The following is a 24,852-nucleotide window of genomic DNA, read 5'->3' on the forward strand; positions in this document are numbered from 1 at the left end:
AAGAAACTTGAATCGCAACGGTCGTACAGGTGCCTATTAAAGTTCGACGGCTACCGGATCATGGCGCGCATCGATCACGATCAGGTGCAGCTGTTTACCCGCAATGGCCATGACTGGACGCAAAAACTGCCGCAACAGGCGCAGGCTCTGGCCGAGCTGGGCCTGGAATCGGCGTGGCTGGACGGCGAAATGGTGGTCGCTGACGAACACGGTGTGCCGGACTTCCAGGCGCTGCAGAATGCGTTCGAAGCTGGAAGCAGCGGCAGCATCATGTACTACCTGTTCGACATGCCGTATCTCAACGGGGTCGACCTGCGCGAGGTGCCGGTCGAGGAGCGCCGCGCGGCGTTGTCCACGGTACTCGGAGGGCACGAGCAGCCCTTGCTGCGCTTTTCCGAAGCCTTCGACGAAACCCCGGATGCGCTGCTCAACAGCGCCTGCCAGATGCAAATGGAAGGACTGATCGGCAAGCGCCTGGGTTCGCCTTACGTATCGCGGCGCAGCAGCGACTGGATCAAGCTCAAGTGCAAGCATCGTCAGGAATTCGTGGTTGTCGGCTATACCGATCCGAAGGGCGCGCGCAGTGCCTTCGGCGCCTTGCTGCTGGGCTTGCATGACCGCGACAGTGGCGAATTGCGTTACGCCGGCAAGGTCGGCACCGGGTTCAACGACACCACCCTGAAAAGCATCCTTGCCCAACTCAAGCCGTTGCAGGTGAAGAAGGCTGCCGTGGTCAACCCGCCAAGCGGCTTCGACGCCAAGGGTGTGCACTGGCTCAAACCGAATCTGTTGGCAGAAGTGGCATTCGCCGAAATGACCAAGGACGGCTCGGTGCGCCATGCCGTGTTCCATGGTCTGCGCAATGACAAACCGGCCAAGGCAATTACCCAGGAGCGCGCGAAACCCGTGAAGACTTCAGCGAAAGCCACCCCATCGAAAAAGGCTGCACCGGCAAAGAAAAAGGCTGAAGCAGCACCGTCACAGCTGGGCCTCGCCAGCGGCAAGGTGCGCATCACCCACCCCGACCGGGTAATCGATGCGGTCAGTGGCACCACCAAGATGCAACTGGCCGAGTATTACGCCAGCGTCGCCGAATGGATCCTGCCGCAGCTCAAGGATCGTCCAGTGGCATTGGTGCGTGCGCCGGACGGTATCGCCGGCGAACTGTTCTTCCAGAAAAATGCCGAGCGTCTGGCGATTCCCGGCATCACCACGCTGGACAAGGAGGTCACTGGTCAACCGGTGATGTTGATCAACAATGCTGAAGCCTTGATCGGCGCCGTGCAGATGAGCACGGTCGAGCTGCACACCTGGAACGCCACCACCATTGATCTGGACAAGCCTGACCGCTTTGTCCTCGATCTTGACCCGGATCCCGCGCTCCCATGGAAAAGCATGGTCGAAGCCACTGCGCTGACCCTGACCGTGCTCGATGAACTGGGGCTCAAGGCGTTTCTCAAGACCAGCGGTGGCAAAGGCATTCACCTGGTGGTGCCATTGACCCGCAAGCACGGCTGGGATGAGGTCAAGGATTTCAGCCATGCGATCGTCAGTCATATGGCGAATTTGTTGCCGGAACGGTTTTCCGCGGTGTCCGGGCCGAAAAATCGGGTGGGGCGAATCTTCATCGATTACCTGCGCAACGGTCTGGGTGCCACCACCATTTGTGCCTACGCGGCGCGCACCCGCGAGGGGCTGCCGGTGTCGGTGCCGCTGTTTCGCGAAGAGGTGGCGCAGATCAAGGGTGGCAACCAGTGGAACATCAGCAATGTCCATGAGCGCCTGAACGAGGTCGGCGACGCGCCGTGGGCCGACATGAAGAAAACCCGCCAGAGCATCACTGCAGAGATGCGCAAGCGGGTTGGCATGAAAAGATGATCAGGTGTCGCGCAGCAAGTCGTGGGCGTTGAGGAGTTCGAAAGCGATTTCAGGGTGGTTGCTCAGGCCTCGACGAATGGCCGCCGGAATCGCTTTGCGCGTCTTGCGGCACAGCCCCGGCAGCGCTTCGATCTGAATCTCGATGCCGAGCATGGTGCGCACTTCATGAAAGCCCGGAGCAACCTCAACTCGCAGGCCCAACTGTTCGTGCATGCGATCTTGCAAATGGCGCAGGTCGGCGAGGTCTTTGAGTTGTTCCAGGCGGGCGAGCAGGATTTTTTCCTGCTCGCGAGTCAGGCGCAGGATGCGCAGATCGCTGCCGGGATTTTCCAGCAATGATTCGCGCCCGCAATCGCAGGCGCCGGGCGGGCAGGGTGAGCGCAAAGGCGCAGGCGGCGCAAGAGTCGTCATGGCCTCCATCATAGAGGCCGTCGGACTGTTTTGCCTATGTGCCTTCAGCTGCCATCCATCGGCCGCTGCCTGCGTGACAACTACTGATTCAGGCCTTCGTAATGCACCAGAATCGCGTTGGCAAGGTCTTCATCGCTGGCGTTGAGACCGGGGTTGTCGTGCCGGACCTGTTGCAGCACCGACTCCAGATAAACCCCTCGTATGGCACCGCCGCTGGCCACGAACGCTGACAGGTCATCGCGCGCCGGGATCACCATTTTGTGATCCTTGAAGGTCGAGTAAAGCGACGCGGAAACACCCGCCGAGGTGGCGACATCGCCGGCATCGACACGGGCCAGAGCCGAGCCGACAGGGAGGCACAGCAGGAGAGAAGAAACGAGCACTAACTTGCGCATGACGGTGTTCCTCCACAAGCGCGAAGCAAAAAGGAAGACTACATAATCTCAGAGGTGCGACCTTTGCCGGAGTTCCGTTCGAACACGCGGATACTTGCTGAAACGCTCTGAAGCGGCACATCTGCACAAATAAGCTTAACTGAACTCCTGACAGGTGCATTCGGCGCGCCTCAGGAGGAACCCACCGTGTCGATCAAATTGCGTTTGCTGTTGCTGATAGCAACCAGCCTGCTGACAGCACTGATCGTGAGTCTGGTCAGCTATGTGGGGAATACGCGGATGTCCGCGGCGGTTGGCGACAACGCGGTGAGCATGACTGCGCTGCGCAATCACATGGAAGCCGACATGATGCACGATGCACTGCGGGCTGACGTGTACTCGGCGATGCTGGTGGGCCTGGGCAAAAGTACCGGCACGGCCGCCGAAGTGCGGGATTCGATCAACGAGCACGCGAGCCATTTCCGCGAAGTGCTGGATGAAAACCTCAAATTGCCGGTCAACCCGACAATCAAGACCGCGCTCGAACAGATCAAACCGAGCCTGGACACCTACATCGAGGCGGCCGAGCGCATTGTCGGCCTGGCACTCGACAACCCGGACAGCGCGCAACGGGAGCTCGGTACGTTCAACACCGCCTTCACTCAGCTTGAAGAGCAGATGGCCGCGCTCAGTGAGCTGATTGAAAGCAATACCCGGGACACCAGCAAAGCCACCGACAGCGCCATTCGAAATGCCAATATCGCCCTCGGCGTGGTGCTGCTCGCCAGCCTGTTGCTATTGCTGGCGCAAGGGCGTTGGGTGACCCGCAGCATCATGGGGCCGCTGAAGTCCGCCAACCACATCGCTCAAAGCATTGCGCATGGCAACCTCAGCGAGCCGATCAGCGAACCGGCCGGCAAGGATGAAGCCAGCACACTGATCCGCAGCCTGGCGACCATGCAGCGCGATCTGCGCGACATGATCGACGTGGTGCGCCGCAACGCGCATGGCGTCAGCGGCATGAGCGAGCAGTTGAGCCACGGCTGCCATCAGGTCGCCGACAGCAGTCAGCAGCAAAGCGCCGCCGCCGGCACCATGGCCGCTGCCGCGAGCCAGATGACCGCCAGCATCGAGGAAATCACCCGCCACGCCGAACGCGCACTGGGCATGGCCAATCAGGCCGAGTCGCTGGCCAAGAGCGGCGGACAGGTGATCCATCAGGTGGTCAGTGACATGGACGACATCGCCCGCTCGGCGCAGCAGTCGGCACAGGTGATCCGCACGCTGGATCAGGAATCCGAAGGCATCTTCAACATCATTCAGGTGATCAAGAGCATCGCCGACCAGACCAACCTGCTGGCACTCAACGCCGCCATCGAGGCGGCGCGGGCTGGCGAGCAGGGCCGGGGCTTTGCCGTGGTCGCCGACGAAGTGCGCAGTCTGGCCGCGCGTACCAGCGCTTCAACCCAGGAAATCGCGGCGATGGTCGCGCGCATCCAGAACAGTACCCGCGAAGCGGTCAGCAGCATGGAGGCCGGCGTAGCTCAGGTCGACAAAGGCATGGCGGTCACGGCGGAAGTCGAACGGGCGATCCGCGAGATCCTCGACGCCACCCTCAGCACCACGCAACTGGTCAATGACATCACCCGCACCATCGGCGAGCAAAGCCAGGCCAGCAACGAAATTGCCCATCAGGTGGAAATGATCGCCGGGATGTCCGAGGGCAACAGCAAGGTGATCGGGCAGACGGCCAACACCACCGATGAACTGTCGAGTCTGGCGGGGGCACTGGCGTTGTCGGTGGACCGGTTTCGGTTGTAGGGCCGCTATCGCGAGCAGGTTTGCGGATCATGTTCAGCCCAAACCGGCCGATAACGCCCAGAGCGGAAAAAGACTCTCAAGTCGGGAACAGACGCGCGGGTTTGCCCTGACGTGATATTCTTCGCGCCAACTTGGTTTGACCTTATTCAGTTTGCCTGCCCTTTGGGCGGGCTGACGGAATCCCTGTCGCTCAAGTAGCTGAAGCCAATAATGATAAAAAGTCAGTTCAGAAGGGACATTAACTGAGGTCGATGCGGTACGTCGGCCTTGTGTGCCCACCCGTCAACATTGCAGTGTGAAGGTGCCCGCGACCCTGGCCTGAGTGTCGCGACAAAAGGCCCTCATACCCACAACAGCGGCGGGCGGAAGGCGTTTTATCATAGGTGCAACGGATGTTTAAGAAAGTGAACACAGCCTTGCTCGGGCTGGCTTTGGCGATGGGGATGTCGTCCGCCAATGCTGCAGAAGCAAAGAAAGTCGACGTTCTGCTGATCGGCGGCGGCATCATGAGCACCACCCTGGGTGTGTGGATCAATGAGCTGGAGCCAAGCTGGTCGATGGAAATGGTCGAGCGCCTCGATGGCGTCGCCCTGGAAAGCTCCAACGGCTGGAACAACGCCGGTACCGGTCACTCGGCCCTGGCTGAGCTGAACTACACCCCGGAAGACGACAAAGGCAACGTGACGATCCCGAAAGCCGTCGAGATCAACGAAGCGTTCCAGGTTTCCCGTCAGTTCTGGGCCTGGCAGGTTCAGCAAGGCGTTCTGAAGAACCCTCGCTCGTTCATCAACACCACGCCGCACATGAGTTTCGTGTGGGGTGACGACAACATCAAGTTCCTGAAAAAGCGCTACGAAGCCCTGCAGGCGAGCCCGCTGTTCGCCGGCATGCAGTACTCCGAAGACCCGGCTGTGATCAAGAAGTGGGTCCCGCTGATGATGGAAGGGCGTGACCCGAACCAGAAAATCGCGGCCACCTGGAGCCCGCTGGGTACCGACATGAACTTCGGCGAAATCACCCGCCAGTTCGCCGGTTACCTGCAAACCAAGCCTAACTTCGACCTGAAGCTGTCGAGTGAAGTCGAAGACATCACCAAGAACGCCGACGGCACCTGGCGCGTCAGCTACAAAAACCTGAAAGACGGCACCAAAACCGAAACCGACGCCAAGTTCGTGTTCATCGGTGCCGGTGGCGGCGCTCTGCACCTGCTGCAGAAGTCGGGCATTCCTGAAGCCAAGGAATATGCTGGCTTCCCGGTAGGCGGCTCGTTCCTGGTGACCGATAACCCGGCCATCGCCGAGCAGCACCTGGCCAAGGCCTACGGTAAAGCTTCGGTTGGCGCGCCGCCGATGTCGGTTCCGCACCTGGACACCCGTGTTCTGGACGGCAAGCGCGTCATCCTGTTTGGCCCATTCGCGACCTTCAGCACCAAGTTCCTCAAAGAAGGCTCGTACCTGGACCTGCTGACCAGCACCACCACCCACAACATCTGGCCAATGACCAAGGTCGGCATCAAGGAATACCCGCTGGTCGAGTACCTGGCCGGTCAACTGATGCTGTCGGATGAAGACCGTCTGAACGCGCTGAAGGAATACTTCCCGAACGCCAAAGCCGAAGACTGGCGCCTGTGGCAAGCCGGCCAGCGCGTGCAGATCATCAAGCGTGATGAAGCCGCTGGCGGCGTGCTGAAACTGGGCACCGAAATCGTTGCTGCACAAGACGGCTCCATCGCCGGCCTGCTGGGCGCATCGCCAGGCGCGTCGACCGCTGCACCGATCATGCTGAGCGTGCTGCAGAAAGTCTTCAAAGACAAAGTCGCCACCCCTGAGTGGCAGGCCAAGCTGCACCAGATCGTGCCAAGCTACGGCACCCAGCTGAACAACGATCCGGCCAAAGTGGCACAAGAGTGGGCGTACACCGCCAAGATCCTCGAACTGCCAACGCCTCCGGTGATCGGTCAGGCTGCTCCGGCTGCACCTGCAGCTGAGAAAGCTGAAGCGCCGAAGGAAAATGCTGCACGTGACATGGCGCTGTAACTAGACGCCAGATACGCAAAAGCCCACTGAACCGGTAATGGTCAGTGGGCTTTTTTTGTGGCGCCTGATCCTACTGTGGTTTCGCGCTTGCCAGATACGCACCAAGCCGCCGCCCCATCTCTTCGCCGAGGGCCTGCAACCCGCTCAACGGCCGCACCATCACCTCGAACTCGATAATTTTCCCGCTCTCATCGAAGCGAATCATGTCGATCCCCTTCAACTCTTTCGTCCCCACCTTGGCACTGAATTCCAGCACCACATTCAAACCATCGGCAGTCGCCAGTTCACGGTGGTATTTGAAATCTTCAAACACGTTGAACACGGTGTTGAGGATCATCGTCACCACAGGCGCGCCGGGGTAGGGCGAGTGGGCCATGGGCGAGCGGAACAGCGCATTCGGATCAAGCAGCTCGGGCAAGGCCTTGAGGTTGCCGGTGCGGATCATCTCGTGCCAACGCTTCAAGGATTCGGCGGCGTTGGGGTGCAGGTTCAGTTCGGACATTGACCACTCCTGGAATTGTTGTTGTTTTTCGCGCGACGGCAATCACTCTAGTTCAAAGCGGCGTGCCCTCGAATCTTTGTGTGCCGATCTAAATATCACGCCATGTCCGGAACAGATCAGTTTGGTATCTGATCCGTATTTTTCTGTTGGATCTGCCTCTGTAACCGGCTCAGTCAGGCGCTCAGAATAGCCCGGCAATCCGGTCACCCGCGGCAGCCCTTCATCCCGAAGCGCCCGGTGCACCGCAAGCTCAACATTAAGGAGAGCAGCATGAACAAGATGGCGATTTTCCTCGGTGGTTTTCTGACGTTGACCATTCTGATCGGAATGCTTGCGACGATTTCCCCGGTCTGACCCCGGCAGCACTCCACCAGACTCCAGCGCCCTTTTTTATCGAAGGGCGCGGCTGTTTCTACCGCGTTGTCATTTCTCGCATCACACCGTACTGGTGTCCGTCCGCTAACTGGACTAAACCGGGATATCCAGTCCCGGAAATGTTCACTGTGCCTGATCTGTCATGGACTCGTTGATCAACGCTGCCGGCCGTGCGCTCGCGGTGGGTGATCCGCTGGCCGCGTTGAAGCTCGTCGCCCTGCGTGAAGACCCGCCTGCGCTGGCGCTGCGTGGCATCGCCATGGCTCAGCTCGGTGATGTGTCCCGAGCCAAGGCGCTGCTGCAGCGGGCGGTCAAGGCGTTCGGTGCCAACGAGCCGCTGTCCCGAGCGCGCTGCGTCGTGGCCGAGGCCGAAGTGGCGCTGGCGACGCGGGATCTGGGCTGGCCGGTTAAAGCGCTGGAGGCGGCGCGGCAGCTCTTGCTCGATCACGGCGATCACCTGAACGCTGCGCATGCCCGCTATTTGCAAATCCGCCGGCTGTTGCTGATCGGCCAGCTCGATGAGGCGCAGGCGTTGCTCGCCGCACTTGATCCCACCGCGCTGCCCCCGCCGTTGCGGGCCGCTCATGGATTGATGACGGCCGGTATTGCGCTGCGTCAGGTGCAGGCGCACACGGCGCGGGCGGCGCTGGAGCTTGCGCAACGGGCGGCGCAGCAAGCGGCTATTCCCGCGCTGACCGCAGAGACCGAACAGGCCTTGCAAATGCTCGATGCACCTGCGGCGCAACTGATTGTGTCTGGCCGGTCTCAGACCGTGACGCTCGCGCAGGTTGAAGCGTTGTTCGCCTCGCCGGCGCTGGTGATCGATGCGTGTCGCTACAGCGTGCGCGGCGCGGGGATGACAGTGGCCCTGGCGACGCGTCCGGTGCTGTTCGGTCTGCTGCGGATGCTGGCTCAGGCGTGGCCGGAAGATGTGTCGAGAGAGGCGCTGATCGCGCAGGCGTTTCGCTTGAAACTAAGCGACGAATCCCATCGCGCACGCCTGCGGGTGGAGATCGGTCGCTTGCGTTCGGCGTTGCAGCCCCTGGCGCGGATCATCGCGACGGCGCGCGGTTTTGCCTTGGTCGCCGACGATGTGGCGTTGCTCACTTTGCCGGTCGAGGACAAGTACGCGACACTGCTGGCCTTGCTCGCCGATGGCGAAGCCTGGTCGAGTTCGGCGCTGGCGTTGGCGTTGGGCTGCAGTCAGCGGCAAGTGCAGCGTTCACTGGAAGCACTGGCGCAGGCGGATAAAGTGCAAGGGTTCGGCGTGGGTCGTGCGCGGCGCTGGACCACGCCGCCGGTGCCGGGTTTCGCGACGATCTTGTTACTCCCGGTGTCGTTGGGCAATGGCTAGGCTGGACACTCCTACCAACGAGGAAGGCAGCATGAAACAGGCAAACGCAGAAATCCTTCGTGAGTACGGCCCGTTCGACGGCGTCGAACGTGTCCACGGCGTAACCTTCGACGGCCAGCACGTGTGGTTCGCCAGTGACGGCCAGCTCAATGCGCTGGACCCGGCCAGCGGCAAAACCGTGCGCACGCTCAAGGTCGGTGCCGACGCTGGCACCGCGTTCGACGGCCAGTACCTGTTCCAGATCGCCGACAGCCGTATCCAGAAAATCGACCCGACCACCGGCCGTGTGCTGAACACCGTGCCGGCGCCGGGCGGCGGCAACGATTCGGGGATGGCCTGGGCCGAAGGCTCGCTGTGGATCGGCCAGTATCGCGAGCGCAAGATCTATCAGGTCGATCCGGAGACCGGCGCGGTCTTGCGCACGCTGGCGTCAGACCGCTTTGTCACCGGGGTCACCTGGGTCGACGGCGCGTTATGGCATGGCACCTGGGAAGGCGATGAAAGTGAACTCCGCCGGGTCGACCCGCAAGATGGCGAGGTCCTGGAGCGTTTGAAGATGCCTGCGGGGACAGGCGTTTCCGGGCTGGAAGCGGATGACGGCGAGCGCTTTTACTGCGGTGGCGGGGGGAGTGGGCGGCTGCGGGCGGTGCGGCGGCCCAAGTGATGGAGGGTGCCTGTTCTGGCCCTTTCGCGAGCAGGCTCGCTCCCACACGGGTTCAGCCTCAACCGGGCAAAATGTGGGAGCGAGCCTGCTCGCGAAGGGGCCAGTAGCTTCACTGAAAATCTCTCAGCGAATCAAGGCGCACCAAACACCATCGTCCAGTAAACCCCTTCATCACTGCGCGCCTCACTGGCAAAACCCGCGCCGACCTGGGTGAACATCGGGTTCATCAGGTTGGCACAATGCCCGGGACTGGCCAGCCATCCGGCCATTGCCTTGCCCGGTGAACTCTGTCCGGCGGCGATGTTTTCGCCGATCTGCCGGCCCCGATAACCTGCCGCTCGGGCGCGATCGGCCGGCATGTCGCCGTCCGGATCACGGTGGGCGAAGTAGTTGCCGTAGGCCATGGCCTTGCTATGCCCTTGCGCGGCGGCTCCCAGCGCCGGGTTCCAGCTGAGCGGGCGAGCGGCGGCGAAGCGCTGGCGTCCGCACATCCGTGGGCGTGCACGGGCGGCGTTGACCTCAGCGAGCAAGGCTTTGCCGACGCTGCGGTTGTCGCCGACGCGACTGTCGAGAACCGGTTGCGCCAGCACCACTTGCCATTCACCGCGGGCGCGGCTGACGCCGATGTCGGCGTACTGGGCGTCGAGCAGGGCGGTGCAGTGGCTGTCTTGCAGCTGTTCGAAGGCTTCCTCGGCATCCCCGGCACCGACGATGCGGATGCTGCGCACCGCCACCGCCGAATATCCCGAAGACTTCAATCTCTCGCGCAAGCCACCGCCGTAGCCATAGCCGATCGGCAATGCCAGATTCGACTTCAGCGACAGTGGCGCCAGGCGCTGGGCAGGGCGGCGTTCGCAGCGTTGCGGATGGGCGCGGTAATCGTTGATGGCGGCCACCAGTTGCCGCTCTTCGCTGGCGTGGGCGGTCTCGGTGAACAGTGGGGCAAGGATCAGCAGGCACAGCGAAACGAAGCGTGATGAGCGAACGACATGGCGCATGGGACGGCAGACTCAGGGGAAAGGACAGTGCTGAAGTGGGCAGCCGCGGAATGCGGCGCCACTAGGACTGGGCTTTTTGCACTTGGTTCATGCTGGCAAACTGGCTTTTTTGCTGGGTGTGAAGGGGAGGGTGATCCTGGATTTTGTGTTGTCCGCACTGGCGCCTTCGCGAGCAGGCTCGTTCCCACAGAGCCAGGTGGGAGCGAGCCTGCTCTCGAAGGGGCCAGTTCAGCCGACGCAATAATCGGCTATCTGCGATCAAGCACTGCCTGCATCCACTGCAGATACTGCGCCCGCTCGGCAATCGAGTTGTGCCCCGAATCCGGCACTACTCGCAGCGTCGCCACACCTTTGGGGAAATGCCCCAGCAACCGCTGCGTGCTGTCCCGTGGAATCACTTCGTCATCGCTGGCTGCCAGCAGCAGCGTCGGCACTTGAATGTGCGCGGCATAGCGGCCCGACTCGAAGCGATCCTTCAGCAGCCATTTCACCGGAAACCACGGGTATTGGCGCACGGCGAGTTCTTCGAGGCTGTTGTACGGCGTCACCAGAATCAATGTCTGCGCCGGGCGCTGACTCGCCAGCCGCACCGCCACTCCGGAACCCAGGCTGCGCCCGACCACGGCAATCTGCGGATGGCTGGCGTAGACCCGGTCAAACAGCGCCAGCGCATCTTCGGCAATCGCTTCCTCCGAGGGGGAACCGCCGCTGCCGCCAAAGCCCCGGTAGTTCAGCAGATACACCGCGTAATCCGGAAACGCTGCGCTGAATGAAGGCAGGTTGCGCGACACGTCCTCGGCATTCCCGCCGAAGTAGATCAGCGCTTTCGGACCCGCCTGTTCGCGAACGGTTACCCAGACATCGGCATCCGGCATCGCCAGTTTCAGCCGTGAATCTGCCGTGGTCACGGCACTGCCAGGCTGGGGGAAATAGATCAGCGAACGCTGGAACACGAACAATGCCCCGCACAGCAAAACGTAGAGGGCGATGAGCAAAGCGACGACTGACATCAGGATTCTGGACATTCGGCTAACTTTAACGGGACGCGGGTGTTCGCTGTCGCAGTGTAGTTCAGCGCCGTGGAGGGACAGCCGTTGCACACAACGTGCAACAGATTCACGCAGCAGGGGAACCAGCATGAGCCACACTGAGGGTTGCTCCCGTCGCCGATTGCTCACGCTGGCTGCCGGGGTTTCGGCGGTCCTGACCTTTGACCGGGCGTTGGCCACTGCCATTACGCCGACTGCCACTTCGCCGAACCAGGCAGGAGATCAGACCATGCAGACCCGCGCCATCCCTTCCAGCGCCGAACGACTGCCCGTGGTGGGCCTGGGCACTTATCGTAGCTTCGACGTTGCGCCCGGCGAGACCGCCTATAAACAACTGCCGGCAGTGCTCGACGAGCTGTTCAGAAAGGGCGGCACGCTGATCGACAGCTCACCGATGTATGGCCGCGCCGAGCAAACCACTGGCGAACTGCTGGCGATCCACGAACCGCGTTCGCCGGCCTTTCTCGCCACCAAGGTCTGGACGCGCGGGCGCGAGGAAGGTATCGCGCAGATGGAGCAATCCTTCCGTCTGCTGCGCACCGAACGCATCGACCTGATGCAGATCCACAACCTGCTGGACTGGCAAAGTCATCTGCCGACTCTGCGCGAGTGGAAAACCGAGGGGCGTATCCGCTACATCGGCATCACCCATTACATGCCCTCGGCTTACGACGAAGTCGAAGCAGTGCTCAAGGCTGAACCACTCGATTTTCTGCAAATCAATTACGCCCTTGATGACCGTGGCGTGGAAAAACGCATTCTGCCGTTGTGCCGCGAGCGCGGGGTCGCGGTGATCTGCAACCGGCCGTTTGGCGGTGGCGGGTTGCTCGAACGGCTCAAGGGCAGGCAGCTGCCGGCGTGGGTGTCGGACGTGCAGGTCAACAGTTGGCCGCAACTGGCGCTGAAGTTTTTGCTGTCGCACCCGGCGGTGACCTGCGTGATTCCCGGCACCGGCAATCCGCGCTACATGACCGACAACGCCGGCGCCGGGTTCGGGCCGATGCTCACCGATGCGCAGCGGCATCAGTTGATTGCACTGCTGGGATAGCTGCCTGCCCGCGATAACGCAATGCCTCGACCAGCAAAGCAAACGCCGGCGCCGCCTGCCGTCGACTCGGGTAATACAGGTGATAACCGGCAAACGTCGGGCACCAGTCTGCCAGCACTTGCAGCAGACGCCCGTCGGCCAGATAGGGCGCGACGATGTTTTCCGGAATGTAGCTCAGGCCAAAACCGTCGAGTGCAGCGTCGAGCAGCGGATACACACCATTGAGGGTGACTTGCCCGGAAACCCGCACCTTGAGGCTTTCGCCGTCCTTCTCGAACTCCCAGGTGTACAGCCCGCCGTTGGTGGGCAGGCGCAGGTTGTTACAGGCGTGGGCGGTCAGGTCTCGTGGTGTTTGTGGCTGTTCACGCTTGGCGAAGTAAGCAGGGGCGCCGACCACCGCCATGCGCATGTCCGGGCCGATGCGGGTGGCAATCATGCCTTGCGCGACATCTTCGCCCAACCGCACGCCGGCGTCGAAACCTTGCCCGGCGATGTCAACGAAACCGTAGTCGCAGATCACCTCGACGGCGATGTCCGGGTATTGGGGCAGGAATTCCTTGAGCACCGGACGCAACAGCCAATTCAGCGAATGGTCGGTGGCACTGATGCGGATCCGGCCTGCGGGCGTTTCGCGCAGGTTGCTCAGGGCCGCCAGTTCCTGCTCGATCTCTTCGAAGCGCGGGCCGATGGTCTGCAGCAGATGTTCGCCAGCCTCGGTGGGCGAGACGCTGCGGGTGGTGCGCGTCAGCAAGCGCAGGCCAAGGCGCGCTTCGAGGGCGCGAATGGTATGGCTGAGCGCCGATTGTGAAACGCCCAGTTTGGCTGCGGCTTTGGTGAAGCTGCGCTCGCGGGCCACGGCAAGGAAGGCGAGCAGGTCACTGGCGTTTTCTCGAAGCATTGATGAGTGTCCTGCATAAGTTTTTTCGAATTCTAGTCGATTATCTGAAGAGTACGGCTCGCTAAAGTGACGCAAGTTCCCTGTAGGAGCTGCCGCAGGCTGCGAACTTTTGATGTTGTTTTTGAAAATCAAAGATCAAAAGATCGCAGCCTGCGGCAGCTCCTACAGGGAGATCTCTTTCAGATTTGGAGTCTTGTGATGAATGCACATATCTCAGGCATTACCGTCACCCCCAACGGCTCGCAACCGTCGGCCAAAGGCCCGACGGACTGGTTCACCGGCACCGTGCGCGTTGACGCACCGTTCAAAGGCAGCGATGCGGCGCGCGTCAGCGGCGCTACGGTGACTTTCGAGCCGGGCGCACGCACCGCGTGGCATACCCATCCGTTGGGTCAGACGCTGATCGTCACCGCCGGTTCAGGTTTTGTGCAGGAGTGGGGGCAACCGGTTCGCGAGATCCGCCCCGGCGATACCGTGTGGATCGCACCGCAGGTGAAGCACTGGCATGGCGCCGCGCCGACCACGGCGATGACGCACATTGCGATTGCCGAGGTGCTGGACGGTGCTGTGGTGGAGTGGATGGAACAGGTGAGCGCGGCGCAGTACCCGAACTGACCTCTGTAGGAGCTGCCGAAGGCTGCGATCTTTTGATCTTGATCTTCAAAAACCAGGTCAAAAGATCGCAGCCTGAGGCAGCTCCTGCAGGGGGTCAGATCATCTCTGGCAAGGAAGAGAGGATCTTGTCGAGGGTGATCGGGTACTCACGCACCCGCGCTCCGGTGGCGTTGTAGATCGCATTGGCCACCGCCGCACTCACGCCGCAAATCCCCAGTTCACCTACACCCTTGGCTTTCATCGGCGATGAAATCGGATCGGTTTCGTCGAGGAAAATCACTTCCTGATGCGGGATGTCAGCATGCACCGGCACCTCGTATCCGGCCAGATCGTGATTGACGAAAAAGCCCAGCCGCTTGTCCACCGCCAGCTCTTCCATCAACGCCGCGCCGACGCCCATGGTCATCGCCCCGATCACTTGGCTGCGTGCGGCTTTCGGGTTGAGAATCCGTCCCGCCGCGCAGACGGCGAGCATGCGCCGCACGCGGACTTCGCCGGTCGCTGCATCCACCGCCACTTCAACGAAATGCGCACCGAAAGTCGATTGCTGATACTGCTTGGCGAGGTCGGCGAATTCGATGCTGTCCTCGGCCTCGATCACGCCATCTTTTGCGGCATCGCGCAGCGGCAGGGTCTTGCCGCCGGCGCGCACCTGACCGTCAGCAAACTCGATATCGCTGCCGCTCATACCCAGTTTGCCGGCGACCACTTCACGCAGTTTCATGCACGCGGCATACACCCCGGCAGTCGAGCAGTTGCCGCCGAACTGGCCACCGGAGCCGGACGATACCGGGAAGGTCGAATCCCCCAGATGCACGCTGACGTCCGCCAGGTCCACGCCCATCATCTCGGCCGCGGTCTGCGCAATGATCGTGTAGCTGCCGGTGCCGATGTCGGTCATGTCGGTTTCCACCGTGACTTTGCCGTCGCGCTCCAGCCGTACCCGGGCGCCGGATTTCAGCAGCAGGTTGTTGCGAAACGCGGCGGCGACGCCCATGCCGATCAGCCAGCGGCCTTCGCGACGGCTACCGGGTGTGGCGTTGCGCTGGCTCCAGCCGAATTTCTCGGCGCCGGTCTGCAGGCATTCGATCAGGCGCCGCTGGGAGAACGGGCGCTCGGTTTTTACCGGATCGACCTGGGTGTCATTGAGGATGCGGAACTGCACCGGGTCGAGCTTGAGCTGCTCGGCCATTTCGTCCATGGCGATTTCCAGCGCCATCAACCCCGGCGCTTCACCCGGCGCGCGCATGGAGTTGCCTTCGGGCAGATCCAGCGGCGCCCGGCGCATGGTCACCCGGCGGTTTTCCCCGGCATAAAGCAACTGGCTCGGTTGCGCGGCGACTTCGACCTTGCCGTCCTTGAGGTTGCCCGACCAGCCTTCGTGGGCGATGGCGCTGAGCTTGCCGTCCGCCGTCGCGCCCATCCGAATGCGCTGAATCGTGGCCGGGCGGTGGGTGGTGTTGTTGGCCATTTGCGGGCGGGCGAGGGCGACTTTCACCGGGCGGTTGGCCAGGCGCGCACCGAGGGCGGCGAGGATCGCGTCGGCACGAATGAACAGTTTGCCGCCGAAGCCGCCACCAATGTACGGCGAGATCAGGCGCACGTTTTCCTTGGGCAGGCCAAGGGTCGTGGCGACGTCGCCGACGCTCCAGGCAATCATCTGATTGGAGGTCCACAAGGTCAGATGATCACCTTTCCATGCGGCCAGTGTGGCGTGCGGCTCCATCATCGCGTGGGATTGATCGGGGGTGGTGTAGGTCTGGTCGAACTGCACCGGCGCGGCGGCGAAGGCCGAGTCGAAATCGCCGTGGGTGACGTCGGGCAACTCGTCGTCTTCGACGCCTTGGTCAAGCACGTTGGCCAGTTCGAACTCGCCTTTGGCCGCGACGTAGTCGACCTTGACCAGTTGCGCTGCGGCGCGGGCCTGTTCGAAGGTCTCGGCGACCACCAGCGCCACGGCCTGGTGATAGTGCTGCACCTCGGGCCCGGCGAGCAGCGGCGCCGAATTGTATTGGCCCTTGCCGAGCTTGCCGGCATTGGCGGCGGTGACGATGGCCAGCACGCCCGGTGCGGCTTGGGCGGCGTCGAGATCGATGTGGCTGATGCGGCCCTTGGCGATGGCCGAGCCGACCATGAAACCGTAAGCCTGATTCGCCACGGCCTCGTGCTGCTCGTAGGCATATGGCGCCTGACCGCTGGTTTTCAGCGGGCCTTCGATGCGGTCGGTGGGTTTGCCGACGACCTTGAGCTGGTCAATCGGGTTGGTGGTGGCGGGCGTGTCGAACTTCATGCTTCATCCCTCGCTTGCGCCAACACCGAGCCGAGCGTGCGCTCGACCAGCGTCAGTTTGAATTGGTTGTCGTGGGTCGGCGTGGCGCCGTCAAGCAGGCGTTCGCTCGCGGCTTTCGCGCCTTGGGGCAGCAACGCGTCGGCGGCTTCGACCCGCCACGGTTTCGGCGCGATACCGCCGACCGCCACACGGCCGCTGCCGTCCTTGTGCAGGATCAGACCGAGCGATACCAGCGCAAAGGCGTAGGACGAGCGATCGCGCACCTTGTGATAAATGTGCGTGCCACCGACCGGGGCCGGCAGGGTTACCGACGTGATGAACTCGCCGGGCGTGAGGCTGGTTTCGATGTTTGGCGTGTTGCCGGGGAGCTGATGGAAATCGGCGATGGCGATGCTGCGGGTGCTGCCGTCGGATTTGACCGTTTCAATCTGTGCATCGAGGGCGCGCATCGCAATCGCCATGTCGCTGGGGTGGGTGGCGATGCACGCGTCACTGACGCCAATCAGTCCCAGTTGCCGACTGACCCCGCCAATCGCCGCGCAGCCGCTGCCGGGCTGGCGTTTGTTGCAGGCCTGATTGACATCATAAAAGTACGGGCAGCGCGTGCGTTGCAGCAGGTTGCCGGCAGTACTCGCCATGTTGCGCAACTGGCCGGAAGCGCCGGCGAGCAGGGCGCGGGAGAGCAGCGCGTAGTCCTTGCGCACGCGGCTGTCGGCGGCCAGATCGGTGTTGCGCACCAGCGCGCCGATGCGCAATCCGCCTTCAGGTGTGGCTTCGATCTGATCGAGGCCCAAGTGGTTGACGTCGATCAGGTGCAGCGGGGTTTCGATGTCGAGTTTCATCAGGTCCAGCAGGTTGGTGCCACCGGCGATGAACTTCGCGCCTTCAATCTGCGCCGCCAGCGTTGCGGCTGCGGCGGGGGAGTCGGCGCGGCTGTAATTGAACGCTCTCATGCTGGCACCTGCGCAACTTCAGTGATGGCTTCGATGATGTTCGAGTAGGCGCCGCAGCGGCAGATGTTGCCGCTCATGCGCTCCTGGAATTCGCTGGCGATCAGTTGTGGCGCCTCGGTCAGGCTGGGGCTGACGTGGCTGGGGATGCCCTCGCGAATTTCCTTGAGCACCGCCACCGCCGAACAGATCTGCCCCGGCGTGCAATAGCCGCACTGGTAGCCGTCGTGCTTGATGAACGCGGCCTGCATCGGGTGCAGGTTGTCGGGCATGCCGAGGCCTTCGATGGTGGTGATCTCGCTGCCTTCGTGCATCACCGCGAGGGTCAGGCAGGCATTGATTCGGCGGCCGTCGGCGATGACGGTGCAGGCGCCGCACTGGCCGTGGTCGCAGCCTTTTTTGCTGCCGGTCAGGTGCAGGTGCTCGCGCAGGGCGTCGAGCAGGGTGGTGCGGTTGTCGACCTCAAGGGCTTGGGGTTTACCGTTGACGTTGATCGTCAGTTTGGCCATGGCGAGTTGCTCCAGACTGGCCGCGTAGGCCTTGAGGCTGATGAAGGGGGGCATTGCAAACGCGGTGGCGGTCACCGCGCCGAGGATCAGGAATCTTCGTCGGGAAATCGTCATGCTTCGATTCCTCTCTGGCTTAATCAGGACGGCAGGGATTGAAGGGCCCAAACGGGCGCGCCGGCATGTTTACCGGTCTCGTTCTTGGAATGACCTGCGCGGAGGGGAAAAGGTTTTTGCGGATTTGCGCTATAGAGTTATGCGCAGGATTCATTAATACGCTGGGCGACACTTGACGTTGTGGGAGCTGGCTTGCCAGCGATGAGGTCGTGTCAGTCAGCCTTTCGCATGAATGACACACCGCTATCACGGGCAAGCCCGCTCCCACAGGGATTGTGTTTAATGCCCGCCAACCACCATATGCGTGAACGGCGCCACATACGCCTGCAAGGTGACAAGACCACCCACCAGCACCGCCAGCACGATCGAGTGGAAGAACACGTAGCGCAGAATCTCGCCCTCATGCCCATACCAGCGGGTCGCGGTGGAGGCAACCACGATCGATTGCGCATCGACCATCTTGCCCATCACCCCGCCGGAACTGTTGGCCGCCGCCATCAGCACAGGGCTGATGCCCAGCTGTTCCGAGGTCACCCGTTGCAGTCCGCCGAACAGTACGTTCGAGGCTGTGTCCGAACCAGTCAACGCGACGCCGAGCCAGCCGAGCAAGGTGCCGAACATCGGATAAAACACTCCGGTGGCGGCAAACGCCAGACCCATGGTGGCGTCCAGCCCGGAATAACGCGTGAGGAACCCCAGCGCGAGCATCGCGGCAATGGTGATCAGCGAAAACCGCACCACCCACAAGGTGCGCAGGTACTGCTTGATCAGTTGCGGGATCGAATAGCCCATCAGCAGGCCGCCGACAATCGCTGCCAGCAGAATGCCGCTGCCGGTGGCAGTGAACCAGGTGAACTTGTAGATCGCTTCCTCGGCTTTCGGCGCCGGCACCACCGGCGGGACTTTCTGCACTTGCAGGTGCAGGGTGGTGAAGGTCAGCGCCGGGGAGAAAATCGGGTTGGCCTCGTTCATCGGTTTGCCTTGTGGATCAAGTTTCACCGCGTGCGTTACCGGGTCCAGCGCCGGGCGCACATCGAAGATGTTCTTGAAGCCCTGGGTGCCCCAGGCAAACACGAACACGGTGAGGATGATCCACGGCATCCACGCGCGCATCACGGCGGGGCGTGCCTGATCACTGAAGGCGGCGCTGGCGGTGACTTTTTCTTCCTCGACCCGGGAGTTGTCGACTCGCCCTGACAGGGCAGCCGAGGTGTACACCGTCGCCGGTTTCCAGACTCGCAGAAACAGGGTCAGACAGGCCATGGAAATCAGCGCGGCGATCACGTCCACCAGCATCGGCCCGTGGAAGTTTGAGACGAGGAATTGCGGCACCGCGAAGCTGACCCCGGCCACCAGAATCGCCGGCCAGATCTCCAGCATCTTGCGCCACCCGGCAAACGCCCAGATCAGCCAGAACGGCACCAGCACCGAGAAAAACGGCAGCTGCCGACCGACCATCATCGACAGCTCCATCTCATCCAGCCCGGTGACCTTGGCCAAGGTGATGATCGGCGTGCCGAGTGCGCCGAACGCCACTGGTGCGGTGTTGGCAATCAACGCCAGACCCGACGCCGCCAGCGGCGAAAAACCGAGGCCGATCAGAATCGCCCCGGTCACCGCCACCGGCGTACCGAACCCTGCCGCGCCTTCGAAAAATGCACCGAAGCAGAACGCGATCAGCAGCAGCTGCAAACGCCGGTCATCGGTGATGCGTGCGAGGGAATCCTGCAGCACTTTGAACGAGCCGTTCTCGGTGGTCAGGCGGTGCAGAAAAATGATGTTGAGCACGATCCAGCCGATCGGCAGTAAACCATTGGCCGCGCCGAACAACGCCGCCGAACCGGCCATGCTCGCCGGCATGCCGAAGGCGAAGATCGAAATCAATAATGCCGAAGCCAGGGCGAGCAGGGCGGCGAGGTGCGCCTTGACGTGAAAGAACGCCAGCGCCGCGAGCATCACCACCACCGGCACCGCGGCCATGAGCGTGGAGATCAGCGGGTTGCCGAACGGGTCGTAGATTTGCTGCCAGACCATGATCCACCTCTGCTTGTTGTTATCGAGGCGCAGATCCATTGCGTGGGAGTCGGTAAGCAGCAGTATAGGTGGCATTTCGCCGCCGCCCGGATGCAGCAAATGGGCCGATCAACGGTCGTGCCCGGGCAGTGAATCAAAGTCCTTTTGTCCGGTCGTATCAGCGGCTGCGCGCACTGCGTCCTGAAGGCGCGGGCAGTGACAGCCGTTCCGTCGTCAAGACCTTGGTTTTAGGGAAGTGTTGAATGAAGCGCGCTACAACGATGCTGCTGACCGTGACCGCCGCCGTATTGCTGGCTGGCTGTGTGGCGGACTTTGATGATGATCACCGCCACGGGCGGCATTACGACCGCGATCATGGCCGTTACTACGACCATGACCGACGCTGGGATGACCGCGACGATGGTCGTCGCGACGGGCGTCGTTACTATCGTGATCGCGACGATGACTGAGTAGAAATCAAAAGGGCGTTCCCGCAACGGGAACGCCCTCGGCGATTAAAAATGAGCGCTCGCCCGGACGCTGGAATGCGCAGGCGCGGTGGCCTCGAGATCCAGCAAATGGGTGGCGAGTATGTCGCTCAGAAAGCGGAACTGATCGTTGATGCCAACCACTTCATTGCTGAAGTGATTGCTCGCAGCGGGCATCAGCACATCGTCGAAATCTTCGTTGAACAGCAGCGCTTGCGTCTTGCGCGAGACGACCTGCTGGTCGTAATAGTTGCTGCCGAACACCGGGAAGCTCACGGAGAGGGTGATGGTGCGAATCATGATGGGTACTCCTCGTTGCGTCTCGGATGGGTGAATCGTGCCTTCGCCGGGCGGCGGGCGGAAGGCAATCGTGGCGATGGTGAATATCGACGGCGTTGATGGTTAATAGGTGTGGTGGATTGACTGGCCTCATCGCTGGCAAGCCAGCTCCCACAGGTTTTTCGGGTGTTCATTGGATTGATGGCCACTGAAGTTTTCCATGGGGCTTACAAGCCAGCTCCCACAGGTTTTCGGCTTTTCATTGGATTGATGTTCACAGAAGGGCTCTGTGGGAGCTGGCTTGCCAGCGATGGCGTCGGTACAGCCAACATCCTCGGAAACTGACACACCTATACTCAATGCTGTCTCCCTCCATTCAAGGACTCCACCACCGTGAACCTGCGTGCGCTGAGCCTCGCCGCACTGTGTCTGCTGGCTGGCTGCGCCACCTCGGCCCGCGCTCCGGTGGCGCCGCGAGCGGTGGTGGTGTCCCCGGCGACCTGGCAGCAGATCGACCGCGACATCGTCAGCGCCTCGCAGCAATCCACCGAGCAAGTCAAAGTATTTGCCCGGGGTTCGATGGAACATTGGCGCACTCGCGTCTATCAGCAAACTGAAGAAAATTTCATTCCGTGGTTCAGCAGCTACTGGACCCAGGAATGGCTGTCGATGAAGGTCAGTTGGTACACCATCAGTGCTGGCGGCGAGCAGGATGCGTCGGCCAAACGTCTGGCGAGCTATCTGCTTGAGCAATATCAGGAAAGAGTGCTGGCACCGGTGGCGGTGGAGATCGATCCGGACGCGATCCTCGGTCAGACCACGGCGTTCTACGCGCAACTGATGGCCCAGCAGATGCCGCTCATCGCCCAGCGCTATGGCGTGCCGGTGGCCCAACTCAACGGGCGTCTGCAGAAGGTCCCGGCCATCGCCCTCGGGCCGCCGCCGGCGCGGGATGCGTCGCTGTATCAGGTCATCAGCACCGAGCCGCTGAACACCTTGCCGGCGTATGCCGCGCTGATCGACAAGATCCACACCGAGGGCGGCAGCAAGGGCATTGCCTCGACCGACGCCGGCATGGCCCCTGTGGCCAAACGCGCCAGTCAACGGATGGAAGCGGAAATGGCCCCGCGCGGAGCGGCCAGTGCGGTGGCGGCTGCGGCGGGCAAGTTGGTCGGCGGGGTGATCTCGATTGGGGTGGCGGGCATCCGCGCGATCATCCAGGCCAACGACCGACCCGACAGTGAAGCGCTGATTCGCAGCAGCCTGGGCAGCACCTTCGACAAGGCTTGGGCGAAATTGCTGCAGAACCCGACCACCGGGGTCATGGCTGGAACGCTGCATATCGCCGGGCAGGTCGAGGGCAGCCTTGGCGGGGGCGAACAACCGTCGGTCGGGCCGGGGCTGAATCGTGTCGAATGGCAGCCTCCCGAATCGACCAATCAGCAGATCGAACCCAACGTGCAAGGAGAGTGATCATGGCTTACATCGATATTTTTGTAGCACCCGTGTTGAATGCCAACCGCGAGCAGTACAAAAAACACTGTGCGATCGCCGCGAAACTGTTCAAGGAATACGGAGCGAAGGAGGTGGTTCAGTGCTGGGGCGATGACGTGCCGGAAGGCAAAGTCACGTCATTCCCGATGGCGGTAAAACTCAAGGACGGCGAGACCGTTTCCGCCGGCTGGCTGATCTGGCCCGACAAGGCCACCCGCGATGCCGGCATGGTAAAGATGATGGAAGACCCGCGCATGCAACCGGACGTCAACCCGATGGGGTTTGATGGGCAACGGATGATCTTTGGTGGCTTCAAGAACCTTCTTGAATCCTGAGGACCAGCGCAAATCCATTGTGGGAGCGGGCTTGCCCGCGAAGAGGCCGGCATAGCCCATATCTTCATGGCTGACCCACCGCTTTCGCGAGCAGGCTCGCTCCCACATGGGGTGGTCACTCTGGAGAGGGGGTAATCCGGCAGCTTTTGCGGTGGCGGATTTCTTCCTCCGTCGGTCGTTCGCGGACGAATTCGAAACGCGGTTCACCTTCGCTGTAATGCACCAGCCAGCCCCATTCCAGCTCGGTTTCATCCTGCCCTGGGCTGGGTGGTCGGGCCCACCAGGGCTCTTTGCTGAGGATCTCGCGCATGGCGACCTCCGGTTCGATGGCCATCCTTGAACTATAGCCGGCTGTCGCGAGTCGTCAGAGAAGGCCGTGTAGAATCGGCCGATCGACGAGCGAAGGAGCAGGGCCATGACCGATGATGCGCGCAGGGATGAACCGTTCAAGCGACTGTTTTTCGCCCTCGACTGCCCAGCACCACAACGCAAGGCCATCGCTCAGTGGCGTGGCGATTTGGGGTTGCGCACCGGCAAAGCGGTGCCGGCGGATAACTTTCACCTGACGCTGCTGTTCCTCGGTGCCGTACCGCTGGCGCAGATCCATGAAGTCTGCGAAGCCGCTGGCAAAGTACGCACGCCGGGTGAGCCATTGAAGCTTGCGCTGGATCGTCTGCAGGTCTGGCATCGCGCGGGGATTTTGTCTCTGGCACCGGAGCAGGCGCCGCCGGCGTTGTTGCGTCTGGTGTATGCGTTGGAACAGGCGATGCTGCCGTTCGGTTTCGAAGAATCACCGCGCGAGTTCCGCCCGCACCTGACCCTGGCCCGAGACTACCGTGCAACGGAGCCGGAAGCCGCCACGCCGCCGGAGTTCCTCCTGCGTGCCGAGCGCTTTGCCTTGTTCGAATCGCACAAGGGCCGCTACCGGATCCTGCAGGATTGGCCACTGAATTGAACGCACAAAAAAAGGCGCCCGAGGGCGCCTGAAGTTCACCTGAGCCGAGGGAGCCAGGTGAGGCCGTTCATTGCAGGATGCAGCGGTGGTAAGGCGCTGCGTGAACGGGAAATCAATGATTCTGCGAGTCAACACCCTCCCTGTGGGAGCTGGCTTGCCAGCGATTGGGGCGGCACATCCAACATCGTCGTCGCTGGACTCATCGCCATCGCTGGCAAGCCAGCTCCCACAGGTTTTCCAGTCTTGTCACAATCTTCAATCAGCCGGATTACTTACCGAGCTTCACCCGCGTCCAACCGCGGGTCATGATCCGCTGGGTGGCAATCGGCTGATCCGGCACCGCGTACAACGTCGCCATCACCGCCTGCGACGGGTACGAACCCGGGTCGTTGCGGATCGCTTCGTCCACCAGTGGCGTCGCCGCCGAGTTGGCGTTGCTGTAACCGTTGCTGTTGGTGATCTCGGCAATGATGTCCGGACGCATCAGGAAGTTCATGAACAGGTAGGCGTTATCGACGTTGGCGGCGTCGCGCGGGATGGCGACCATGTCGTAGAAACTGCCGGCGCCTTCCTTGGGAATGCTGTAGTCGATCTGCACCTTGTTGCCGGCTTCCACCGCGCGGGCCTTGGCCTGCAGCACGTCACCGGAGTAACCGACCGCCACGCAGATGTTGCCGTTGGCCAGGTCCGAGATGTACTTCGAGGAATGGAAGTACGCCACGTACGGGCGGATCTTCATGAACAGCGCTTCGGCTTCGAGAATGTGCGCCTTGTCCTTGTCGTTCACCGGGTAGCCCAGGTAGTGCAGGGCGGCCGGGATCATTTCGGTCGGCGAGTCGAGGAAGCTGATACCGCAGGCTTTCAGCTTCTCGGCGTTTTCCGGTTTGAACAGCAGGTCCCAGGAGTTGGTCGGGGCATTGGCGCCGAGCACTTCCTTGACCTTGTCGGGGTTATAGCCGATGCCGATCGAGCCCCACATGTACGGGAACGCGTGAGCGTTGTCCGGATCACTGGCGGAGGCGTTTTTCAGCAGCACCGGGTTGAGATTCTTCCAGTTCGACAGCTTCGATTTGTCGAGCGGCTGATAGACCCCGGCCTTGATCTGCTTGGCCAGGAAACTGTTGGACGGCACGACGATGTCGTAACCGGATTTGCCCGCCAGCAAACGCGCCTCAAGGGTTTCGTTGCTGTCGAACACGTCGTAGGTCACCTGGATGCCGGTCTCGTCTTCGAACTTCTTGACGGTGTCCGGTGCGATGTAATCGGACCAGTTGTAAACACGCAGCACCTTGTCGTTGGCCTGGACGCCCGTGGCGATTGCGCCCATTAAGGACAGTGTCAGCAGAGTCCTGCCAAACATTTTCATCGGTGAAACTCCATTCTTTTTATTCAAAAACACAAC

At 61.9% G+C, this 24,852-nt stretch carries 23 protein-coding genes and 1 pseudogene; 11 read left to right on the forward strand and 13 right to left on the reverse strand.

Annotation, left to right across the window (positions count from 1 at the left end):
- Positions 1 to 36 precede the first annotated feature (36 nt).
- Positions 37 to 1,878, forward strand: a pseudogene (gene ligD, locus KVQ82_RS12195) (DNA ligase D); the annotation flags it as partial.
- Here ligD and KVQ82_RS12200 read toward each other — a convergent pair.
- Both KVQ82_RS12200 and KVQ82_RS12205 read right to left on the reverse strand, forming a co-directional pair.
- Positions 1,879 to 2,289: a hypothetical protein gene (locus KVQ82_RS12200; protein WP_232966986.1), complete on the reverse strand. Its 411-nt coding sequence runs from the start codon at positions 2,287 to 2,289 to the stop codon at positions 1,879 to 1,881.
- Between the two features lie 80 nt (positions 2,290 to 2,369).
- The gene (locus KVQ82_RS12205; protein WP_025111286.1) at positions 2,370 to 2,684 is read right to left on the reverse strand and encodes a DUF2388 domain-containing protein; all 315 of its coding nucleotides are present in this window, start codon (positions 2,682 to 2,684) and stop codon (positions 2,370 to 2,372) included.
- 186 nt (positions 2,685 to 2,870) lie between these two features.
- Between KVQ82_RS12205 and KVQ82_RS12210 the strand changes: the two genes are divergently transcribed.
- Complete coding sequence (locus KVQ82_RS12210; protein WP_041073503.1) at positions 2,871 to 4,484, forward strand: methyl-accepting chemotaxis protein; 1,614 nt, start codon at positions 2,871 to 2,873, stop codon at positions 4,482 to 4,484.
- Between the two features lie 392 nt (positions 4,485 to 4,876).
- On the forward strand, positions 4,877 to 6,520 hold the full coding sequence (gene mqo / locus KVQ82_RS12215; protein ID WP_041073501.1) for a malate dehydrogenase (quinone): 1,644 nt from the start codon (positions 4,877 to 4,879) through the stop codon (positions 6,518 to 6,520).
- Between the two features lie 70 nt (positions 6,521 to 6,590).
- Here mqo and KVQ82_RS12220 read toward each other — a convergent pair whose 3' ends face one another.
- A complete protein-coding gene (locus KVQ82_RS12220) occupies positions 6,591 to 7,022 on the reverse strand; it encodes a nuclear transport factor 2 family protein (protein WP_198760140.1) in 432 nt (143 codons plus the stop codon).
- Positions 7,023 to 7,539: 517 nt separating this feature from the next.
- Between KVQ82_RS12220 and KVQ82_RS12225 the strand changes: the two genes are divergently transcribed.
- Complete coding sequence (locus tag KVQ82_RS12225) at positions 7,540 to 8,751, forward strand: helix-turn-helix domain-containing protein (protein WP_222018996.1); 1,212 nt, start codon at positions 7,540 to 7,542, stop codon at positions 8,749 to 8,751.
- A 31-nt stretch (positions 8,752 to 8,782) separates the two neighbouring features.
- Complete coding sequence (locus tag KVQ82_RS12230; protein ID WP_041073494.1) at positions 8,783 to 9,415, forward strand: PQQ-binding-like beta-propeller repeat protein; 633 nt, start codon at positions 8,783 to 8,785, stop codon at positions 9,413 to 9,415.
- A 131-nt stretch (positions 9,416 to 9,546) separates the two neighbouring features.
- Here KVQ82_RS12230 and KVQ82_RS12235 read toward each other — a convergent pair whose 3' ends face one another.
- Together KVQ82_RS12235 and KVQ82_RS12240 are read right to left on the reverse strand one after the other, a co-directional pair.
- The gene (locus KVQ82_RS12235) at positions 9,547 to 10,413 is read right to left on the reverse strand and encodes a CAP domain-containing protein (protein ID WP_041073492.1); all 867 of its coding nucleotides are present in this window, start codon (positions 10,411 to 10,413) and stop codon (positions 9,547 to 9,549) included.
- Between the two features lie 248 nt (positions 10,414 to 10,661).
- Positions 10,662 to 11,438: an alpha/beta hydrolase gene (locus KVQ82_RS12240; RefSeq protein WP_222018997.1), complete on the reverse strand. Its 777-nt coding sequence runs from the start codon at positions 11,436 to 11,438 to the stop codon at positions 10,662 to 10,664.
- 112 nt (positions 11,439 to 11,550) lie between these two features.
- Here KVQ82_RS12240 and KVQ82_RS12245 point away from each other — a divergent pair, with 112 nt between their 5' ends.
- Positions 11,551 to 12,510: an aldo/keto reductase gene (locus tag KVQ82_RS12245; RefSeq protein WP_222018998.1), complete on the forward strand. Its 960-nt coding sequence runs from the start codon at positions 11,551 to 11,553 to the stop codon at positions 12,508 to 12,510.
- Here KVQ82_RS12245 and KVQ82_RS12250 read toward each other — a convergent pair.
- A complete protein-coding gene (locus KVQ82_RS12250; RefSeq protein WP_222018999.1) occupies positions 12,467 to 13,408 on the reverse strand; it encodes a LysR family transcriptional regulator in 942 nt (313 codons plus the stop codon). The two genes, KVQ82_RS12245 and KVQ82_RS12250, sit on opposite strands and share 44 nt — an antisense overlap.
- 198 nt (positions 13,409 to 13,606) lie before the next feature.
- On the opposite strand from KVQ82_RS12250, the gene KVQ82_RS12255 reads away from it, so the two are divergent.
- On the forward strand, positions 13,607 to 14,023 hold the full coding sequence (locus KVQ82_RS12255; RefSeq protein WP_222019000.1) for a cupin domain-containing protein: 417 nt from the start codon (positions 13,607 to 13,609) through the stop codon (positions 14,021 to 14,023).
- Positions 14,024 to 14,117: 94 nt separating this feature from the next.
- On the opposite strand, the gene paoC is transcribed toward KVQ82_RS12255, so the two are convergent.
- From paoC to KVQ82_RS12275, 4 genes are all read right to left on the reverse strand, one after another.
- Positions 14,118 to 16,313, reverse strand: coding sequence for an aldehyde oxidoreductase molybdenum-binding subunit PaoC (gene paoC / locus KVQ82_RS12260; protein ID WP_222019001.1), 2,196 nt, complete (start codon positions 16,311 to 16,313; stop codon positions 14,118 to 14,120).
- Positions 16,310 to 17,266 (reverse strand): xanthine dehydrogenase family protein subunit M, encoded by a 957-nt coding sequence (locus KVQ82_RS12265; protein WP_222019002.1) that lies wholly within the window; start codon positions 17,264 to 17,266, stop codon positions 16,310 to 16,312. The genes paoC and KVQ82_RS12265 overlap by 4 nt, the downstream gene beginning before the upstream one ends.
- On the reverse strand, positions 17,263 to 17,886 hold the full coding sequence (gene paoA, locus KVQ82_RS12270; RefSeq protein WP_222019003.1) for an aldehyde dehydrogenase iron-sulfur subunit PaoA: 624 nt from the start codon (positions 17,884 to 17,886) through the stop codon (positions 17,263 to 17,265). Before paoA ends, KVQ82_RS12265 begins: the two co-directional genes overlap by 4 nt.
- Before the next feature lie 279 nt (positions 17,887 to 18,165).
- Positions 18,166 to 19,920, reverse strand: coding sequence for an L-lactate permease (locus KVQ82_RS12275; protein WP_041073478.1), 1,755 nt, complete (start codon positions 19,918 to 19,920; stop codon positions 18,166 to 18,168).
- 242 nt (positions 19,921 to 20,162) lie between these two features.
- Here KVQ82_RS12275 and KVQ82_RS12280 point away from each other — a divergent pair, with 242 nt between their 5' ends.
- Entirely contained in the window at positions 20,163 to 20,369 is a 207-nt protein-coding gene (locus KVQ82_RS12280; RefSeq protein WP_041073476.1) for a hypothetical protein, read from the forward strand.
- A 45-nt stretch (positions 20,370 to 20,414) separates the two neighbouring features.
- Here KVQ82_RS12280 and KVQ82_RS12285 read toward each other — a convergent pair whose 3' ends face one another.
- Positions 20,415 to 20,687: a hypothetical protein gene (locus tag KVQ82_RS12285; protein WP_003226119.1), complete on the reverse strand. Its 273-nt coding sequence runs from the start codon at positions 20,685 to 20,687 to the stop codon at positions 20,415 to 20,417.
- Positions 20,688 to 21,059: 372 nt separating this feature from the next.
- On the opposite strand from KVQ82_RS12285, the gene KVQ82_RS12290 reads away from it, so the two are divergent.
- Complete coding sequence (locus KVQ82_RS12290; protein WP_222019004.1) at positions 21,060 to 22,139, forward strand: hypothetical protein; 1,080 nt, start codon at positions 21,060 to 21,062, stop codon at positions 22,137 to 22,139.
- Positions 22,140 to 22,141: 2 nt separating this feature from the next.
- Entirely contained in the window at positions 22,142 to 22,495 is a 354-nt protein-coding gene (locus KVQ82_RS12295; RefSeq protein ID WP_222019005.1) for a DUF1428 domain-containing protein, read from the forward strand.
- 115 nt (positions 22,496 to 22,610) lie between these two features.
- Here KVQ82_RS12295 and KVQ82_RS12300 read toward each other — a convergent pair whose 3' ends face one another.
- The gene (locus KVQ82_RS12300; RefSeq protein WP_041073468.1) at positions 22,611 to 22,805 is read right to left on the reverse strand and encodes a hypothetical protein; all 195 of its coding nucleotides are present in this window, start codon (positions 22,803 to 22,805) and stop codon (positions 22,611 to 22,613) included.
- Between the two features lie 105 nt (positions 22,806 to 22,910).
- Here KVQ82_RS12300 and thpR point away from each other — a divergent pair, with 105 nt between their 5' ends.
- Entirely contained in the window at positions 22,911 to 23,450 is a 540-nt protein-coding gene (gene thpR, locus KVQ82_RS12305; RefSeq protein ID WP_222019006.1) for an RNA 2',3'-cyclic phosphodiesterase, read from the forward strand.
- 268 nt (positions 23,451 to 23,718) lie between these two features.
- Here thpR and KVQ82_RS12310 read toward each other — a convergent pair whose 3' ends face one another.
- The gene (locus KVQ82_RS12310) at positions 23,719 to 24,816 is read right to left on the reverse strand and encodes a polyamine ABC transporter substrate-binding protein (RefSeq protein WP_041073464.1); all 1,098 of its coding nucleotides are present in this window, start codon (positions 24,814 to 24,816) and stop codon (positions 23,719 to 23,721) included.
- Positions 24,817 to 24,852 lie beyond the last annotated feature (36 nt).

Source organism: Pseudomonas sp. AO-1 (assembly GCF_019775695.1).
In the GTDB taxonomy this organism is placed as follows: Bacteria; Pseudomonadota; Gammaproteobacteria; order Pseudomonadales; family Pseudomonadaceae; genus Aquipseudomonas; species Aquipseudomonas parakoreensis.

Coding starts and splice junctions, on each gene's coding strand:
- KVQ82_RS12255 (WP_222019000.1), top strand. CDS start 13,607: ATGAATGCACATATCTCAGGCATTACCGTCACCCCCAACGGCTCGCAA.
- KVQ82_RS12295 (WP_222019005.1), top strand. CDS start 22,142: ATGGCTTACATCGATATTTTTGTAGCACCCGTGTTGAATGCCAACCGC.
- KVQ82_RS12265 (WP_222019002.1), bottom strand. CDS start 17,266: ATGAGAGCGTTCAATTACAGCCGCGCCGACTCCCCCGCCGCAGCCGCA.
- KVQ82_RS12280 (WP_041073476.1), top strand. CDS start 20,163: ATGAAGCGCGCTACAACGATGCTGCTGACCGTGACCGCCGCCGTATTG.
- KVQ82_RS12205 (WP_025111286.1), bottom strand. CDS start 2,684: ATGCGCAAGTTAGTGCTCGTTTCTTCTCTCCTGCTGTGCCTCCCTGTC.
- thpR (WP_222019006.1), top strand. CDS start 22,911: ATGACCGATGATGCGCGCAGGGATGAACCGTTCAAGCGACTGTTTTTC.
- KVQ82_RS12310 (WP_041073464.1), bottom strand. CDS start 24,816: ATGAAAATGTTTGGCAGGACTCTGCTGACACTGTCCTTAATGGGCGCA.
- KVQ82_RS12200 (WP_232966986.1), bottom strand. CDS start 2,289: ATGACGACTCTTGCGCCGCCTGCGCCTTTGCGCTCACCCTGCCCGCCC.
- KVQ82_RS12240 (WP_222018997.1), bottom strand. CDS start 11,438: ATGTCCAGAATCCTGATGTCAGTCGTCGCTTTGCTCATCGCCCTCTAC.
- KVQ82_RS12275 (WP_041073478.1), bottom strand. CDS start 19,920: ATGGTCTGGCAGCAAATCTACGACCCGTTCGGCAACCCGCTGATCTCC.
- KVQ82_RS12250 (WP_222018999.1), bottom strand. CDS start 13,408: ATGCTTCGAGAAAACGCCAGTGACCTGCTCGCCTTCCTTGCCGTGGCC.
- paoC (WP_222019001.1), bottom strand. CDS start 16,313: ATGAAGTTCGACACGCCCGCCACCACCAACCCGATTGACCAGCTCAAG.
- KVQ82_RS12220 (WP_198760140.1), bottom strand. CDS start 7,022: ATGTCCGAACTGAACCTGCACCCCAACGCCGCCGAATCCTTGAAGCGT.
- KVQ82_RS12245 (WP_222018998.1), top strand. CDS start 11,551: ATGAGCCACACTGAGGGTTGCTCCCGTCGCCGATTGCTCACGCTGGCT.
- KVQ82_RS12225 (WP_222018996.1), top strand. CDS start 7,540: ATGGACTCGTTGATCAACGCTGCCGGCCGTGCGCTCGCGGTGGGTGAT.
- KVQ82_RS12300 (WP_041073468.1), bottom strand. CDS start 22,805: ATGCGCGAGATCCTCAGCAAAGAGCCCTGGTGGGCCCGACCACCCAGC.
- mqo (WP_041073501.1), top strand. CDS start 4,877: ATGTTTAAGAAAGTGAACACAGCCTTGCTCGGGCTGGCTTTGGCGATG.
- KVQ82_RS12230 (WP_041073494.1), top strand. CDS start 8,783: ATGAAACAGGCAAACGCAGAAATCCTTCGTGAGTACGGCCCGTTCGAC.
- KVQ82_RS12235 (WP_041073492.1), bottom strand. CDS start 10,413: ATGCGCCATGTCGTTCGCTCATCACGCTTCGTTTCGCTGTGCCTGCTG.
- paoA (WP_222019003.1), bottom strand. CDS start 17,886: ATGACGATTTCCCGACGAAGATTCCTGATCCTCGGCGCGGTGACCGCC.
- KVQ82_RS12285 (WP_003226119.1), bottom strand. CDS start 20,687: ATGATTCGCACCATCACCCTCTCCGTGAGCTTCCCGGTGTTCGGCAGC.